Source organism: Streptomyces sp. NPDC050535, assembly GCF_044457665.1.
Taxonomy (GTDB): domain Bacteria; phylum Actinomycetota; class Actinomycetes; order Streptomycetales; family Streptomycetaceae; genus Streptomyces.
Window position 1 is genome coordinate 1 of sequence record NZ_JBITHE010000001.1, and the last position, 17,730, is coordinate 17,730.

General features: G+C 68.8%; 9 protein-coding genes, 1 tRNA gene and 1 rRNA gene. 10 read left to right on the forward strand and 1 reads right to left on the reverse strand.

All coding sequences use genetic code 11. The annotated features are described in order from the left end of the window. The first annotated feature begins 161 nt into the window (after positions 1-161). The 3 genes from rrf (at position 162) to ACIBLC_RS00015 (ending at position 1,223) form a co-directional block, all read left to right on the forward strand. Positions 162-278 (forward strand): 5S ribosomal RNA (gene rrf / locus ACIBLC_RS00005). 114 nt (positions 279-392) lie between these two features. Further along, complete coding sequence (locus ACIBLC_RS00010) at positions 393-1,055, forward strand: DegT/DnrJ/EryC1/StrS family aminotransferase (protein WP_399209234.1); 663 nt, start codon at positions 393-395, stop codon at positions 1,053-1,055. A 95-nt stretch (positions 1,056-1,150) separates the two neighbouring features. Next, positions 1,151-1,223, forward strand: a tRNA-Thr gene (locus ACIBLC_RS00015). 62 nt (positions 1,224-1,285) lie between these two features. On the opposite strand, the gene ACIBLC_RS00020 is transcribed toward ACIBLC_RS00015, so the two are convergent. Then, positions 1,286-4,027, reverse strand: coding sequence for a SpoIIE family protein phosphatase (locus tag ACIBLC_RS00020; protein WP_399208261.1), 2,742 nt, complete (start codon positions 4,025-4,027; stop codon positions 1,286-1,288). 316 nt (positions 4,028-4,343) lie between these two features. Between ACIBLC_RS00020 and ACIBLC_RS00025 the strand changes: the two genes are divergently transcribed. The 7 genes from ACIBLC_RS00025 to ACIBLC_RS00055 all read left to right on the forward strand — a co-directional run bounded on the left by ACIBLC_RS00025 (position 4,344) and on the right by ACIBLC_RS00055 (position 17,656). Beyond that, on the forward strand, positions 4,344-9,824 hold the full coding sequence (locus tag ACIBLC_RS00025) for a HAMP domain-containing protein (RefSeq protein WP_399208262.1): 5,481 nt from the start codon (positions 4,344-4,346) through the stop codon (positions 9,822-9,824). A 256-nt stretch (positions 9,825-10,080) separates the two neighbouring features. Beyond that, a complete protein-coding gene (locus ACIBLC_RS00030) occupies positions 10,081-10,767 on the forward strand; it encodes a two-component system response regulator (RefSeq protein ID WP_399208263.1) in 687 nt (228 codons plus the stop codon). 230 nt (positions 10,768-10,997) lie between these two features. Continuing rightward, entirely contained in the window at positions 10,998-13,721 is a 2,724-nt protein-coding gene (locus ACIBLC_RS00035; RefSeq protein ID WP_399208264.1) for a DNA translocase FtsK, read from the forward strand. 264 nt (positions 13,722-13,985) lie between these two features. Beyond that, positions 13,986-14,837: a RodZ domain-containing protein gene (locus tag ACIBLC_RS00040; RefSeq protein ID WP_399208265.1), complete on the forward strand. Its 852-nt coding sequence runs from the start codon at positions 13,986-13,988 to the stop codon at positions 14,835-14,837. 91 nt (positions 14,838-14,928) lie between these two features. Then, positions 14,929-16,404 carry a 30S ribosomal protein S12 methylthiotransferase RimO gene (rimO, locus tag ACIBLC_RS00045; RefSeq protein ID WP_399208266.1) on the forward strand — a complete coding sequence of 492 codons (1,476 nt, stop codon included), beginning with the start codon at positions 14,929-14,931 and terminating at the stop codon, positions 16,402-16,404. After that, positions 16,401-17,114 (forward strand): CDP-diacylglycerol--glycerol-3-phosphate 3-phosphatidyltransferase, encoded by a 714-nt coding sequence (gene pgsA, locus ACIBLC_RS00050; RefSeq protein WP_399208267.1) that lies wholly within the window; start codon positions 16,401-16,403, stop codon positions 17,112-17,114. Before rimO ends, pgsA begins: the two co-directional genes overlap by 4 nt. Further along, on the forward strand, positions 17,111-17,656 hold the full coding sequence (locus ACIBLC_RS00055) for a CinA family protein (RefSeq protein WP_399208268.1): 546 nt from the start codon (positions 17,111-17,113) through the stop codon (positions 17,654-17,656). The genes pgsA and ACIBLC_RS00055 overlap by 4 nt, the downstream gene beginning before the upstream one ends. Positions 17,657-17,730 lie beyond the last annotated feature (74 nt).

Below are 17,730 nucleotides of genomic sequence, written 5' to 3' on the forward strand. Positions count from 1 at the left end.
GGTTGATAGGCCAGATGTGGAAGCCTAGTAATGGGTGAAGCTGACTGGTACTAATAGGCCGAGGGCTTGTCCTCAGTTGCTCGCGTCCACTGTGTTGGTTCTGAAACCACGAACAACCGTCGTAGCTATGCCACGGCTCCGGTTGAAAAGTTTCATAGTGTTTCGGTGGTCATAGCGTGAGGGAAACGCCCGGTTACATTCCGAACCCGGAAGCTAAGCCTCACAGCGCCGATGGTACTGCAGGGGGGACCCTGTGGGAGAGTAGGACGCCGCCGAACTAAACTTCAGAGAGCTGGTCCCCGAACTTCGGTTCGGGGACCAGCTCTTTTTTGTTTTGCGTCACTCGCAGTTCACGTTGCGCGACCACCATCCGAGGCATGGGTACTGCCGCAATGCTCAGGGCCGCGGGCGTCGGAGCCGGTGACGAGGTCATCGTGCCGGCGTTCGGGAACGCCGAGGTCGCCGAGGCCGCCTCCCAGGCCGGCGCGACCGTCGTGTTCGCCGACATCGACCCGATGACGTACTGCCTCGACGCCGACGCGGTCGAGTCCGTCGTGACCGCGCGGACGGCGGCCCTCGTCGTCGTACACCGCTTCGGGCGGTCGGCGGACGTGGCGCGACTACGGGAACTCGGGCAGCGACGCGGGCTCCTCGTACTGGAGCAGGGTGAGTCCGAGGCGCCGTACGACGAGATCGCGCAGCGCAGGACCCGGGCCGCCTACCTCGACGCGCGGCTGCGTGGGGTACGGACGCCGGACGGTGGTGCCGGGCACACGTATCAGCAGTACGTCGTGCGGGTGCCGGGCAATGGCAGGCCGGATCGCGATGCCTTCGCCCGCGCCGTACGGGCCAGGGGAGTTGAGTGCTGGGTGCCGGTGAAGACGCCCGTGCACCGCATGGCCGGATTCCGTCGGGACGTACGTCTGCCGGCGACCGAGCTGGCCGCGGACGACACTCTCGCGCTGCCCGTGGACGGGGAGTTGACCAAGCGGGAGATGCAGCGGATCGTGTCCGCGTGCAACGCGCTCGGCGGACTGCTTCAGCCCGCGTCCTGACCGAGGGCTGAATGACCGGGACTTGTTGGGCGCATCCCTCTGTTCGGGGTATGATCTATCTCGTTGCCGCGAGGGAAACCTCGAAAAGGTGACTGGCCCCCCTAGCTCAGTCGGTAGAGCGTCTCCATGGTAAGGAGAAGGTCAACGGTTCGATTCCGTTGGGGGGCTCGGCGAGACAAAGGCCTCCGCCCATACGGGCGGAGGCCCTTGTCGTATCCCGAAGCCGTGCCTCAGTCCTTCTGGAGTCCCGGAACCCGCATCGCCAGAATCGCCATGTCGTCGGACGGGGCGTCGGAGGCGAAGCGTTCGACCGCGCGCATGATGCGGGCGGCCACCGCGCCCGCGGTGAGGCCCGTGCAGGTGGTGAGGACGTCCGTGAGGCCGTCGTCGCCGAGCATGCGGGTGCCCTCGCGGCGTTCGGTGACGCCGTCCGTGACGCAGAGGAGGACGTCGCCCGGGTCGAGCGTGACCGTCTGCTCGTAGAGCTCCAGGTCGTCCATGACGCCGAGGAGGGGCTGCGGATCGGCGGCCGGTTCGACCGTGCCGTCCTGGCGCAGGCGGAGCGGGAGCGGATGGCCGGCGCAGACCACCTTCAGGAGCGCCGAGCCGTCCTCCTGGGGCCACAACTCGCCGTACAGGAGCGTGAGGAAGCGGCTGCGGGCGCCCTCATCGAGAATGGCGGAGTTCAGCCGCTCCAGGACAGCGGGGCCGGTGAATCCCTCGCGGGCCAGCAGCCTGAGTGCGTGCCGGGCCAGGCCGGTCACCGCCGCCGCCTCCGGACCCGTACCGCAGACGTCGCCGATGGCGAAGCCGTACGCGCCGTCGCGGATCGGGAAGAGGTCGTAGAAGTCGCCGCCGACTTCGTTGCCCTCGCCGGCCGCTCGGTAGATGACCTCGACCTCGACGCCGTCGATGTGGGGGAGTTCCGGGGGGAGAAGGCTGCGCTGGAGGGACTGGCTGATGGCCGTGCGCTCCGAGTACAGGCGGGCGTTGTCGAGGGCGAGGGCGGCCCTGCGGCTCAAGTCCTCGGCGAGTTCCAGGATCTCCTGGCGGAAGTGTTCGTCGGAGGGCTTGCCCAGCGTCAGCATGCCGATGACGCGGTTGCGGGCCACCAGGGGGAGAACGACCGTCTCGCCGCCAACAGCGGCCGCCGTGGCGAGAGTTGTGCCGATGCCCGAGCTGAGCATCGCGCGTTCGGCCATGCTGCGCACGGAGCTGCGCAGGGCTTCCGCGTGGGCCGCCTTGGCGGGCGCGGCCCAGACGCGGGCGCCAGGAGTGGGGACCGGGTCCGGTGGGGCGATCGTGGACAGCAGGGCCTTGAGGCCGTCGATGCGTTCCTCGTCCTCGTGCAGGACGTAGGAGAGATACGGCTCCGAGGCCTGGTCGGCGATCGTGTAGACGGCGCACCACGTGGCCAGGGTCGGGACCGTCATCTGGGCCATGAGGGCCAGTGTCTGGTCGCGGTCCAGGGTGCCGGCGAGGAGGTCGGAGGCCTCCACGAGGAAGGACAGCGAGCCGCGGCGCAGGCGTTCCAGCTCTCCCAGGCGGGCGGATTCCACGGCCAGCGCGATGCGGTCGGCGGCGAACTGGAGGCGCAGGGCCTCTTCGTTGGAGTACTTGCCCTGCGCCTCGGCGGCGACACCGAGGGAGCCGGTGAGGCGGCCCTCGACCTTCAGCGGGACGGTGACGACCGAGCGCATGCCGGTGCCGCTGAGGAGCGGTACGGCGCCGGGGACGACCGTCAGGTCCTCGTGGACGGCGGGCATGCGGGCCGAGCCGTAGCGCCCGGGGCCCGCCTCGACGGGGACGCGGGCGAAGCGCTGCCGGGCGGAGGGGAGGCCCGTCGAGGCTCGTACCTCCAACTCCGTTTCGTCGTCGGTCGCCAGGAGCAGGAAGGCGGAGTCGCCGTCGAGCATGTCGCGGGCGCGCTCCACCGTGCGCTGGAGGAGGCCGTCCAGGTCGTCGGGGGCCGGGGAGCCGATGAAGACCTCGAAGGGGTCGGAGGCCTGGCCCTCGGAACTGGTGGTCGTGTCGGTGGCCGAGACGCGCAACGGCGTCTGGAGAACGGCGCGTTCGTGGTCGCGTACGAGCAGGCAGACCGTGGAGGGTTCGCCGCCGGTGTCGCGGACCCGAAGGTGCGAGGCGTAGACGGGAGTTACCCGCCCGTTGGCGCCGCGAATGCCGTATGTGCCTTCCCAGCGCGAGAGTTGGAGGGCCTCGACGATGCCGGTGCTGGTACCCGGCGTGTGCGGCCAGGCGGCGAGGTCGGTGAGCGGCTTGCCGATGACCAGCTCGGCCGCGTATCCGAAGAGGTCCTCCGCGTCCTCGTTCCAGGCGTTGATCGCGCCGGTCCGGTCGATCTGGACGACCGCGACCCGAACGCGGCCGTCGGCGAGCGGGAGGAGGTCGGCCGGCAGGGCCGGGCCCGCGGTGCGCGTGCCCACCGGGCGCTCGGGGAGTTCGAGCTGGAACCAGACCTGCTTCCGCGTGGGTGTGTACTCGACGCCCCAGCGGCCTGCCAGGGCCGCGCAGAGCTGGAGGCCGCGGCCTCCCTCGCTGTCCGGGTTGCCCATGTTGACGGCCGTCGCCTGGAGTGGAATTCCACGTTCCGGATAGCGGTCCGCCACCTCGATGCGTACGCCGTCGTCGCTGCGCAGACACAACACGTCCGCGGAGGTGCCCGCGTGGACGACGGCATTGGTGACCAGCTCGCTCGTGAGGACCACGGCGTCGTCGACGATGTCGGCGAAGCCCCAGCCCTGGAGGGTGTCACGGACGAAGGAGCGGGCGGTCGCGACCGATCGCCCCAAGGGCTCGAAACTGGCGGCCGCGCGCGCGGTGATCACAGAACTCCTCGTCCGGTTGTCGGCATACGGGGCTCCATGGCCGCCCCGCTCCTGCCGGGGCAGAGCGTGGTTCCCAGTCGGTCGGGGATCCTGGGGCGGTCCCCCAGGATGCAGTCCGGTGGTCATGGTGCGGCGCCCCTCCGATGCCTGCCCGCTCGTGCTCGTGCCACCGCCCAGGCCGGACGGGACCGGCACGGCTGGACAGCCGCTTGCAAGGTTACTTACCTTCGCTGTCCATGCGGATGCAGGTCGCCCTGTTTCCGCCCGGAGGGTGTGCGGACGGTGTGCGAAGGTGCCGAACTGTTATGGCCGGGTTCAGGCATGGTGAAACACTGGGCAGGCTTCACGAGAAGGTCCTGGCAGGGTGAGCCCCTGTGGGCACGCGGAGTGGTAGTACCCGAGTACGCCAAGCAGTAACGGTCGACCCTTGTGGAGGGACACAGTGGAGTCTGGCGCAGCGACGCGGAGCACTGAGGCGCGCGCGAAGGGCGGACGGTCCCTGAACAGCCGGCGCCCATCGGGCAACGGCACCACCGAGGTGGACACGGCTGCCCTGAACCGGCTGATGGCAGCTCTGGTGTCGATGCGGGACGGGAACTTCCGCAAGCGGCTCACGGTCTCCGGCGACGGCGTGATGTCCGAGATCGCGGCGGTCTTCAACGAGGTGGCCGACCGGAACATGCATCTGACGGGCGAGCTGTCCCGGGTGCGGCGCGTGGTCGGACGTGAGGGAAAACTCACGGAGCGGCTGGAGGCCGGGGCCTCGGAGGGTTCCTGGGCGGCCGCGATCGACGCCTCGAACGCGCTCGTCGACGATCTCGTACGCCCTGTCTCCGAGGTCGGCCGGGTGCTCTCGGCGGTCGCGGAGGGCGATCTGTCGCCGCGTATGGACCTGCGGGCGCAGGCCGCGGACGGGAACGGGCATCCGCTGCGCGGTGAGTTCCTCAAGGTCGGGCGCACGGTCAACAACCTGGTCGACCAGTTGTCGACGTTCACCGACGAGGTCACGCGGGTGGCCAGCGAGGTGGGCACCGAGGGCAAGCTGGGCGGACAGGCCCGGGTGCGCGGCATGTCCGGATCGTGGAAGGACCTCACGGATTCGGTCAACACCATGGCGTACCGGCTGACGGCCCAGGTGCGTGACATCGCTCTCGTGACGACGGCGGTCGCCAAGGGTGACTTGTCGCGGAAGGTCACGGTTCACGTGGCCGGCGAGATGCTGGAGCTGAAGGAAACCGTCAACACGATGGTGGATCAGCTCTCTTCGTTCTCCTCCGAGGTGACGCGAGTCGCGCGTGAGGTGGGCACGGAGGGTGAGCTCGGCGGCCAGGCCAAGGTGCCGGGTGTGGCGGGTGTGTGGAAGGACCTCACCGATTCGGTGAATCTTATGGCCGGCAACCTCACGGCCCAGGTGCGCGGGATCGCGCAGGTGACGACCGCGGTCGCCAGTGGTGACCTGTCACAGAAGGTCACGGTCAGTGCGCGCGGTGAGGTGGCGCAGCTCGCCGAGACCATCAACCAGATGACCGAGACGCTGCGGACGTTCGCCGACGAGGTCACGCGGGTGGCCAACGAGGTCGGCGGCGAGGGGCGGCTCGGCGGGCAGGCGAACGTGCCGGGTGCGGCGGGGACCTGGAAGGACCTGACGGACTCCGTCAACACGGTCTTCCGGAACCTGACGACGCAGGTGCGCGACATCGCCGCGGTGACGACGGCCGTGGCCAACGGTGATCTCTCGCAGAAGGTCAGCGTCGAGGTCGCGGGCGAGATGCTGGAACTGAAGAACACCGTCAACACGATGGTCGACCAGCTGTCGTCGTTCGGTGCCGAGGTCACGCGGGTGGCGCGGGAGATCGGTGTCGAGGGTGAACTGGGCGGTCAGGCACAGGTGCCCGGCGCGGCCGGCACCTGGAAGGACCTGACGGACTCCGTCAACACGGCCTTCCGGAACCTGACCGGCCAGGTCCGCAACATCGCGCAGGTGACGACGGCGGTCGCCAACGGTGATCTGTCGCAGAAGGTCACCGTCGATGTCTCCGGCGAGATGCTTCAGCTGAAGAACACCGTGAACACGATGGTGGACCAGCTGTCGTCGTTCGCCGATCAGGTCACGCGGATGGCCCGGGACGTGGGTACGGAGGGCCGCCTCGGCGGTCAGGCCCGCGTGGACGGCGTATCCGGTACGTGGAAGGAACTCACCGACTCCGTCAACTTCATGGCGGGGAACCTGACATCGCAGGTACGGCAGATCGCGCAGGTCACCACCGCCGTGGCCCGGGGTGATCTCTCCCAGAAGATCGACGTGGACGCGCGCGGCGAGATCCTGGAGCTGAAGAACACCATCAACACGATGGTCGACCAGCTCTCCGCCTTCGCGGACCAGGTGACACGGGTCGCCCGTGACGTGGGTACGGAGGGGCGGCTCGGCGGGCAGGCGCAGGTGCCCGGTGTCGCCGGTGTGTGGCGTGACCTGACGGACTCCGTGAACGGCATGGCGGGCAACCTCACCGCCCAGGTGCGCAACATCGCGCAGGTCGCGACGGCGGTGGCCCGGGGTGATCTCTCCCAGAAGATCGACGTGGACGCGCGCGGCGAGATCCTGGAGCTGAAGAACACCCTCAACACGATGGTCGACCAGCTCTCGAACTTCGCGGAGCAGGTGACGCGGGTGGCCCGCGAGGTGGGCACCGAGGGGCAGTTGGGCGGTCAGGCCGAGGTGCAGGGTGTCTCCGGCACCTGGAAGGACCTCACCCAGTCGGTGAACTTCATGGCGAACAACCTGACCATTCAGGTGCGGAACATCGCCGAGGTCACCACGGCGGTCGCCAAGGGTGACCTGTCGAAGAAGATCACCGTCGACGCGAAGGGCGAGATCCTCGAACTCGTCACCACCGTCAACACGATGGTCGACCAGCTGTCCAACTTCGCCGAGCAGGTGACGCGGGTGGCCCGCGAGGTGGGCACCGAGGGCAACCTGGGCGGACAGGCGCGGGTGCCGGGTGTCACGGGCATCTGGAAGGACCTGAGTGACAACGTCAACGTCATGGCCAACAACCTGACCAACCAGGTGCGGAACATCTCGCAGGTCGCGGCCGCGGTGGCCAACGGGGACCTCACCAAGACGGTCACCGTCGAGGCGAGCGGCGAGGTCGCCCAGCTCGCCGACACCGTCAACACGATGGTGAAGACGCTGAGTTCGTTCGCCGACCAGGTCACCAAGGTGGCCCGCGAGGTGGGCACGGACGGCATCCTCGGCGGCCAGGCGCACGTACCGGGGGTCGCCGGCACGTGGAAGGACCTCACCGAGTCCGTGAACGGCATGGCGTCGAACCTCACCGGCCAGGTGCGCAACATCGCGATGGTCACCACGGCCATCGCGAAGGGCGATCTGACCAAGAAGATCGACATCGACGCGCGCGGCGAGATGCTGGAGCTCAAGACCACCATCAACACGATGGTCGACCAGCTCTCCTCGTTCGCCGAGGAGGTCACCCGGGTGGCCCGCGAGGTGGGCACGGAGGGCCAGCTGGGCGGCCAGGCGCGGGTGCGGGACGTCGACGGCACGTGGCGCGACCTGACGGAGTCCGTGAACGAGATGGCCGGGAACCTCACCCGGCAGGTGCGCGCCATGGCGCGGGTGGCGACCGCGGTGACCCGCGGCGACCTGAACCTGAAGATCGACGTGGACGCCTCCGGCGAGATGCAGGAGCTTCAGGACTACATCAACAAGATGATCGCCAACCTGCGCGACACCACCATCGCCAACAAGGAACAGGACTGGCTGAAGGGCAACCTCGCCCGCATCTCCGCGCTGATGCAGGGCCGCCGCGACCTCGAGGACGTGGCCTCGCTGATCATGAGCGAACTCACTCCCGTCGTCGCCGCGCAGCACGGCGCGTTCTTCCTGTCCATGCCGATGGTCGACGGCAAGGACACGGGCGTCGAGGACGCGTACGAGCTGCGCATGCTCGGGTCCTACGGCTACTCGATGGGTTCCATGCCGACGTCGTTCCGGCCCGGCGAGGCACTGATCGGGACCGCGGCCCAGGAGAAGCGCACGATCCTGGTGGAGAACGCCCCGAGCGGCTATCTGAAGATCTCCTCCGGGCTGGGGGAGGCGCCCCCGGCACAGGTGATCGTCCTTCCGGTGCTCTTCGAGGCGACCGTACTCGGCGTCATCGAGCTGGCGTCCTTCACGCCGTTCACGCAGATCCAGAAGGACTTCCTGAACCAGATCGCCGAGATGATCGCGACCAGCGTCAACACCATCTCCGTCAACACCAAGACGGAGGTGCTGCTGAAGCAGTCGCAGGAACTGACCGAGCAGCTCCAGGAGCGGTCGGCGGAGCTGGAGAGCAGGCAGAAGGCACTCCAGGACTCCAACGGCCAGTTGGAGGAGAAGGCCGAGCAACTCGCCCAGCAGAACCGCGACATCGAGGTGAAGAACACCGAGATCGAGGAGGCCAGGCAGGTACTGGAGGAACGCGCCGAGCAGCTCGCGGTCTCGATGCGCTACAAGAGCGAGTTCCTGGCGAACATGTCGCACGAGCTGCGCACACCGCTCAACTCCCTGCTGATCCTGGCCAAACTGCTCGCCGACAACGCGGACACGAACCTCACCCCCAAGCAGGTCGAGTTCGCCGAGACGATCCACGGCGCGGGCTCGGACCTGCTCCAGCTGATCAACGACATCCTCGACCTGTCGAAGGTCGAGGCGGGCAAGATGGACGTGTCGCCGACCCGCATCGCGCTGGTCCAACTCGTCGACTACGTAGAGGCCACCTTCCGCCCGCTGACCGCGGAGAAGGGCCTCGATTTCTCCGTACGCGTGTCGCCCGAACTGCCCGCCACGCTGCACACCGACGAACAGCGCCTCCTCCAGGTGCTGCGCAACCTGCTCTCCAACGCGGTGAAGTTCACCGACTCCGGAGCGGTCGAGCTGGTCATCCGGCCGGCCGGTGCGGAGGTTCCGGTGGCCATCCGGGAGCAGCTCCTGGAGGCGGGCTCGCTGCGGGACGCGGACGCCGATCTGATCGCGTTCTCCGTGACGGACACCGGCATCGGGATCGCGGCCAGCAAGATGCGGGTGATCTTCGAGGCCTTCAAGCAGGCGGACGGCACGACGAGCCGGAAGTACGGCGGTACGGGCCTTGGGCTCTCCATCTCGCGGGAGATCGCCCGGCTGTTGGGCGGTGAGATCCACGCGCAGAGCGAACCCGGACGTGGCTCCACGTTCACACTGTATTTGCCGCTGCACCCCAGTGAACTGCCTCCCCAGGGCTACGGGCAGCTCGCCCCGGCGCTGGAGGCCGGGGAGTTGCTCGCCTCCGAGGCGGAGCTGGCCGGGTCCGGCATCGAGATGCCGGCCGAGGTGAGGTCGTACCAGGACGCCCAGAACGGGCCCGCCGCGCTCTTCCGGCGGCGCCGCCGGACGGTGCCCGCGGACGAGCAGCGGACGCCGCAGGCGGGGCAGCCGGGCGGGACTCTGGATCAGTGGGCCCCGGGCCGGCCGGAGGCGACGCCGCAGCCGCGCCGCGGGATCCGCTTCGAGGGCGAGAAGGTGCTCATCGTCGACGACGACATCCGCAACGTGTTCGCGCTGACCAGCGTGCTGGAGCAGCACGGCCTCTCGGTGCTGTATGCCGAGAACGGCCGTGAGGGGATCGAAGTCCTGGAGCAGCACGACGATGTGACGGTCGTTCTGATGGACATCATGATGCCGGAGATGGACGGTTACGCGACGACGACGGCGATCCGGCGGATGCCTCAGTTCGCCGGGCTGCCGATCATCGCGCTCACGGCGAAGGCGATGAAGGGTGACCGCGAGAAGGCCATCGAGTCGGGTGCTTCCGACTATGTGACCAAGCCGGTCGATCCCGATCATCTGCTCACGGTGATGGAACAGTGGATGCGTGAGCAGTGACACTCTCTCGTCAGGGATCGTGTACGACGGCCCGCTCTCGCATAACTCACCGTGGCCGACGCCGTGTAGAAGGACGGGATTCGGGGAACCTTCTGGTCTCCCGCTGCGTTTCTGCTACGTGCACAGTGACATCGCGGTGACAGGGTGTGGCGACAGGCGGGGTGCGGCTACCATGACCGGCACAAGGACGGGCGACGCTACAGAGTCGTCCCCTGGGGCGGCGCCCGGTGCACTGCCGGGGCGAGGAGGGCGGGCCATGGTGCAGAAGGCCAAGATCCTCCTGGTCGATGACCGGCCGGAGAATCTGCTGGCGCTGGAGGCGATCCTCTCCGCGCTCGATCAGACACTGGTGCGGGCATCGTCCGGGGAGGAAGCGCTCAAAGCACTACTCACGGACGACTTCGCGGTCATTTTGCTGGACGTCCAGATGCCAGGCATGGACGGTTTCGAAACCGCCGCGCACATCAAGCGGCGAGAACGGACCCGGGACATCCCGATCATCTTCCTCACCGCCATCAACCATGGCCCGCATCACACCTTCCGGGGTTATGCGGCCGGCGCGGTGGACTACATCTCCAAGCCGTTCGACCCATGGGTGCTGCGCGCGAAGGTCTCGGTTTTCGTCGAGCTCTACATGAAGAACTGCCAACTCCGGGAGCAGGCGGCGCTGCTGCGGCTCCAGCTTGAGGGCGGCGGCGGCAAGGTGGCGCTGGGCGACGCGAAGGAGCCCGCCGGGCTGCTCGCCGAACTCTCCGCGCGGCTCGCGGCTGTTGAGGAGCAGGCCGAGGCGCTGTCCAAGCAACTCGACGACGACTCGGCGGACGCGGCGGCGGTAGCGACCGCGGCCCATCTCGAACGCAAACTCACGGGCTTGCGCAGAGCACTGGACGCGTTGGAGCCGGGCACGGGGAACGGGGCGGCCTCGGTGCCGTCGCAGAGCTGAGCGGGGCCCGCTGGCGCGGTTGAAGAACCCCTGTGCGGGGTCGGCGGACCTGTTCGGACCGGCCGCGAGCCGAGAGCGGGTTCGCTCGTGCCGCCGCGGAGCGGCCTGGTGCGCCAAGCAGGGCAAGGCCGGTGAGGCGTCGTCAGTTCCGCGTACGAGTCGGGCGACACGAACGGGTGAAGCAGTAGGCACACGTGTCCGCTGTCGTCTCCACCGGTAACCTCACACACATGGCCTCACGTCAGTCCGCAGCCAGGAAGCCGCCCGCGAAGAAGACGGCCGCTCCGACGAAGGCCCCCGCGAAAAAGGCCGTCGCCAGGAAGGCGCCTGCCAGGAAGGCCGTGGCGAAGAAGCCGGCACCCGCGCCGGCGCCCAATCCGACCGCGGGCGTGTACAGGCTCGTGCGCGCCCTCTGGCTGGGTGTCGCGCACGCCGTCGGGGCGACGTTCCGAGGCATAGGGCGGGGCGCCAAGGGGCTCGATCCGGCGCATCGCAAAGACGGTCTCGCGTTGCTGCTGATCGGCCTGGCCCTGATCACCGCCGCGGGCACCTGGTCCAACCTGCGGGGTCCGGTCGGCGACCTCGTCGAGATGCTCGTCACCGGCGCCTTCGGCCGCCTCGACCTGCTGGTCCCGATACTGCTCGGGGTCATCGCGGCCCGGCTCATCCGGCACCCCGAGAAGCCCGAGGCGAACGGCCGCATCGTGATCGGCCTGTCCGCGCTCGCCATCGGCGTGCTCGGCCAGGTGCACATCGCGTGCGGCGCGCCCGCGCGCAGCGACGGCATGCAGGCGATAAGGGACGCGGGCGGCCTCATCGGCTGGGGCGCGTCCACTCCACTGACGTACACCATGGGCGATGTCCTCGCCGTTCCGCTCCTGGTACTGCTCACGATCTTCGGCCTGCTCGTCGTCACGGCGACGCCGGTGAACGCGATTCCGCAGCGGTTGAGGCTGCTCGGCCAGAAGCTGGGCATCGTCCAGGCCGACGAGGAGGACTTCCTCGACACGGACGACGAGCGCTACGACGAGCAGTGGCGCGACGCGCTCCCCGCGCGCTCGAGGAGGGGCTCGCGCGCCCCTGAGGAGTTCGACCCCGACACCGCCGAGCAGGAGGCGCTGAGCAAGCGCCGTGGCCGCTCCAGGCGGCCCGCCGTGCGGCAGCCCGACATGAACAGGCCGATGGACGCGGTGGACGTCGCCGCGGCCGCCGCCGCGGCGCTCGACGGGGCCGTGCTGCACGGGATGCCGCCCTCGCCGCTGGTCGCCGACCTGACACAGGGCGTCGGTGTCGAGCGGGACGGGTTCGAGGAGACGACGCCGGTTCCGGCCGCGCGCGCCAAAGTCGTTCCCGGGGCCAAGCGGCCCACCAAGCAGGAGGCGCTCAAGGTCGAGTCCGTCGTGCCCGACCTCACGAAGGCCGCGCCCGCCGCGCCGCGCGAACTGCCCCCGCGCGCGGAGCAGCTCCAGCTCTCCGGAGACATCACCTACTCCCTGCCCTCGCTCGACCTCCTCGAGCGCGGCGGCCCCGGCAAGACGCGCAGCGCCGCCAACGACGCGGTGGTCGCCTCCCTCCAGAACGTCTTCATGGAGTTCAAGGTCGACGCCAAGGTCACCGGCTTCACGCGCGGGCCGACGGTCACGCGGTACGAGGTCGAGCTCGGCCCCGCCGTGAAGGTCGAGCGGATCACGGCACTCGCCAAGAACATCGCGTACGCCGTCGCCAGCCCCGACGTGCGGATCATCAGCCCGATCCCCGGAAAGTCGGCGGTCGGTATCGAGATCCCGAACTCCGACCGCGAGATGGTCAACCTGGGCGACGTACTGCGCCTCGCGGACGCCGCCGAGGACGACCACCCGATGCTCGTCGCCCTCGGCAAGAACGTCGAGGGCGGCTACGAGATGGCCAACCTCGCGAAGATGCCGCACGTCCTGGTGGCCGGAGCGACCGGCTCGGGTAAATCCTCGTGCATCAACTGCCTGATCACGTCCGTCATGGTCCGCGCGACCCCCGAGGACGTGCGCATGGTCCTCGTCGACCCCAAACGCGTCGAGCTGACCGCGTACGAGGGAATCCCGCACCTGATCACACCGATCATCACCAACCCGAAGCGGGCCGCCGAGGCGCTCCAGTGGGTCGTACGGGAGATGGATCTGCGCTACGACGACCTCGCGGCGTTCGGGTACCGGCACATCGACGACTTCAACGCGGCCATCAGGAGCGGGAAGGTGAAGCTGCCCGAGGGCAGCGAGCGCGAGCTGACGCCGTACCCGTATCTGCTGGTGATCGTCGACGAGCTCGCGGACCTGATGATGGTCGCGCCGCGGGACGTCGAGGACTCCATCGTGCGCATCACGCAGCTCGCGCGTGCGGCCGGCATCCACCTGGTGCTGGCCACACAGCGGCCGTCCGTCGACGTCGTCACCGGTCTGATCAAGGCGAACGTGCCGTCCCGGCTGGCCTTCGCCACCTCCTCGCTCGCCGACAGCCGGGTCATCCTCGACCAGCCGGGCGCCGAGAAGCTGATCGGCAAGGGCGACGGGCTCTTCCTGCCGATGGGGGCGAACAAGCCGGTCCGGCTCCAGGGCGCCTTCGTGACCGAGGACGAGATCGCGGCGGTCGTGCAGCACTGCAAGGACCAGATGGCGCCGATCTTCCGGGACGACGTCACGGTGGGCACCAAGCAGAAGAAGGAGATCGACGAGGACATCGGCGACGACCTCGACCTGCTGTGCCAGGCGGCGGAACTGGTCGTCTCCACCCAGTTCGGGTCCACCTCGATGCTCCAGCGCAAACTGCGCGTCGGCTTCGCCAAGGCCGGGCGCCTGATGGACCTCATGGAGTCCCGCGGCATCGTGGGTCCGAGCGAGGGCTCCAAGGCACGTGACGTTCTTGTTAAGGCCGATGAGATCGATGGCGTGCTCGCCGTGATCCGTGGGGAAGCTGAAGCATAGGAAACCAAGACGGGCCGGCCGCTCCGCGGATGAGACCGCGGCGGACGGGTATCCGAACGTGACTCACCCGTAAGGGAAAGGTGAGCAACCGTTTCCCTTCGTCGTGCGTCAAGTTGAGGGAGGGGACACGTACGTGTCCCAACATCAGGATGACCGGCCATTCTGATGGCGTAAGAAGTCCTACCGCCCGGTTGCCCCACCCTCTCGTACCCCCCCTAAACTGAACCTCCAGCACAGGTGGCTACACGCTCGAAAGGCGCCCCCGTGTCCATCGGCAACCCCCCCGACGGCAACTCTCCCGAAGACGAGCGTCCGTTCGAAGACGACCGCGAGGCAGCTCAGCCTTCGATCGGCCATGTCCTGCGGCAGGCCCGCGTCGAAGCCGGGCTGACCGTCGACGACGTCAGCAATGCCACCCGGGTCCGCATCGCCATCGTGCACTCGATCGAACAGGACGACTTCACCCCCTGTGGCGGCGACGTCTACGCGCGCGGTCACATCCGGACCCTGGCACGCGCCGTCCACATCGATCCCGGTCCGCTGCTCGCGCGCTACGACGCCGAGCACGGCGGGCGTCCCGCGCCGACGCCGGCCGCCCCGCTCTTCGAGGCGGAACGGATCCGTCCCGAGCGGCGCGGGCCGAACTGGACCGCCGCCATGGTCGCCGCGATCGTCGCGGTGATCGGCTTCGTCGGTTTCACCATGGTCAAGGGCGACGGCGGTGACGACTCGACGACGCAGGTCGCCGAGGGGTCCACGCCGACCGCCAGCAAGCCCGCGGCCAAGCCGACCGCGACCAAGCCCGCCGACCCGAAGCCGGACCCGTCCGAGAGCGCGATCGCGGCCGCCCCGCAGGACAAGGTGACCGTCCAGGTCAGCGCCCCCGACGGGCGCAGCTGGATCTCCGCCAAGGACCACAACGGACGGCTGCTCTTCGACGGACTCCTGGAGCAGGGCCAGTCCAAGACCTTCCAGGACCAGGAGAAGATCGATCTGGTCCTGGGCGACGCGGGCGCCATCCAGCTGCACGTCAACGGCAAGGAAATCGAAGACGAGTTCCAGCCCGGTCAGGTCGAGCGCCTCACCTACACGAAGGGCGACCCCGAGGTCGGATAACCGGCTCAAGGGGTATGCGGGTACGGGGTTGGCCAGGATCGGCCAACCCCGTCGACGTGGGCTGTCAGCGGGACGAAGTAGTCTTGAGCCCATGCCTGAACGCCGTACCGTCGCACTCGTCACCCTTGGCTGCGCCCGTAACGAGGTGGACTCGGAGGAGCTCGCAGGCCGCTTGGAGGCGGACGGCTGGCAACTCGTGGAGGACGCCGAGGAAGCGGACGTGGCCGTCGTCAACACCTGCGGCTTCGTGGAGGCCGCCAAGAAGGACTCCGTCGACGCTCTCCTGGAAGCCAATGATCTCAAGGGGCACGGGAGAACCCAGGCCGTCGTGGCCGTGGGCTGCATGGCCGAGCGGTACGGCAAGGAGCTCGCCGAGGCGCTGCCCGAGGCCGACGGCGTACTCGGCTTCGACGACTACGCGGACATCTCCGACCGCCTCCAGACCATCCTGAACGGCGGAATCCACGCGGCGCACACCCCGCGCGACCGTCGCAAGCTGCTGCCGATCAGTCCGGCCGAGCGGCAGAGCGCGGGCGAGGAGGTTGCCCTTCCCGGTCACGGCGCTCCTTCGGACCTTCCCGAGGGCGTCGCTCCGGAGTCCGGCCCCCGCGCGCCCCTGCGCCGCCGCCTCGACGGCTCGCCCGTCGCCTCGGTGAAGCTCGCCTCCGGCTGCGACCGGCGCTGCTCCTTCTGCGCCATCCCGTCCTTCCGCGGCTCGTTCATCTCGCGCCGCCCGAGCGACGTACTCAACGAGACCCGCTGGCTCGCCGAGCAGGGCGTCAAGGAGGTCATGCTGGTCTCCGAGAACAACACCTCGTACGGCAAGGACCTCGGCGACATCCGGCTCCTGGAGACGATGCTGCCCGAGCTCGCGGAGATCGAGGGCATCGAACGCGTGCGGGTCAGCTACCTCCAGCCGGCCGAGATGCGCCCCGGACTCATCGACGCGCTCACCTCGACGCCGAACGTGGTGCCCTACTTCGACCTCTCCTTCCAGCACTCCGCGCCCGACGTGCTGCGCGCGATGCGGCGCTTCGGCGACACCGACCGCTTCCTGGAGCTGCTCGACACGATCCGCGCCAAGGCCCCGCAGGCCGGAGTGAGGTCCAACTTCATCGTGGGGTTCCCGGGCGAGACCGAGGCCGATCTCGCCGAGCTGGAGCGGTTCCTCACGGGCGCGCGGCTCGACGCGATCGGTGTCTTCGGCTACTCCGACGAGGACGGCACGGAAGCGGCGACGTACGAGCACAAGCTCGACGAGGACGTCGTCGCGGAGCGGCTCGCGCGGGTCTCCCGGCTGGCCGAGGAGCTCGTCTCGCAGCGGGCCGAGGAACGCGTGGGGGAGACGGTGCGTGTCCTTGTCGAGTCGGTCGACTCGGAGGACGGCGCCTTCGGGCGTGCCGAGCACCAGGCGCCCGAGACGGACGGGCAGGTGCTGTTCACAAGCGGCGAAGGTCTGACCGTCGGCCTTATCGTCGAGGCCAAGGTGGTCGGTACGGAAGGTGTCGACCTGGTGGCCGAGCCGCTTCTGGGCTCGCTCCCGTGTACTGAGGAGGCGGGCAGATGACCGGAGCCCCGGCATCCGCGGCGGGCAGCTCTCCCAGCGCGAAAGGCGCGGCGGGCGCTCCCGGCGCCCCGGGGGGCGCGAAGCCGGTGCGGGCCGGGAAGCTGGGCGCTGCCGCCGTCAACCAGGCCAGCCTCTGGAACATCGCGAACATCCTGACCATGATCCGGCTCGTTCTCGTGCCCGGCTTCGTCGCCCTGATGCTGGCCGACGGCGGGTACGACCCCGCCATGCGCGCGTGGGCCTGGGCGGCCTTCGCGGTCGCCATGATCACCGACATCTTCGACGGCCATCTCGCGCGCACGTACAACCTCGTCACCGACTTCGGGAAGATCGCCGACCCCATCGCCGACAAGGCGATCATGGGTGCGGCGCTGATCTGTCTGTCCTACCTCGGCGATCTGCCGTGGTGGGTGACGGGGGTGATCCTCGGGCGTGAGCTCGGGATCACCCTGCTGCGTTTCGTGGTGATCCGGTACGGGGTCATCCCGGCGAGCCGCGGCGGCAAGATGAAGACGCTGGTCCAGGGCATGGCTGTCGGGATGTACGTCCTGGCACTGACGGGGCCGCTGGCAACCCTGAGGTTCTGGGTGATGGCCGCGGCGGTCGTCCTGACCGTGGTCACCGGGCTCGACTATGTGAGACAGGCCATTGTGCTGCGCAGGAGCGGGATCGCCGCGCGCCTGGCCGCCGCACAGGAGGCGGAACGGTGAATTCCCTGGCCGCTGAAGTGCTGAGACTACTCACGGTGAGGGGCGAGACGCTCGCCGTCGCCGAGTCCCTCACTGGTGGCCTGGTGGCCACGGAGATCACAGCGGTGCCTGGGGCGTCCAAGGCCTTCCGGGGTTCGGTGACCGCGTACGCCACCGAGCTCAAGCACGAACTGCTCGGCGTCGACGCCGCCCTGCTGGACGCGCGCGGTGCGGTGGATCCGCAGGTCGCGGCCCAGATGGCGGCAGGCGTGCGCAAGGCTCTCGGTGCGGACTGGGGGATCGCCACGACCGGTGTCGCCGGGCCCGATCCCCAGGACGGACAGCCCGTGGGCACGGTTTTCGTGGCCGTCGACGGCCCGTCGGAGGCCTCTTCCGGTGCCGCCGGTGGCGGGAAAGTCGTGCCACTGCGGTTGAACGGCTCCCGTACGGAAATCCGTATGGAGAGTGCACGGAGCGTACTCGCGCTGCTTCTGAAGGAGCTCGCGGGCGAACAGACCGGGAATGAGCGGGCACAGCATACGGAACAGAACGGGGGGTTTTGATGTTTGCAGCCCTGAGTGAACACGACATCGCTCCCCGCACGGCCGCGGCGCAAGGCGGTACGGTGGGGCGTGAA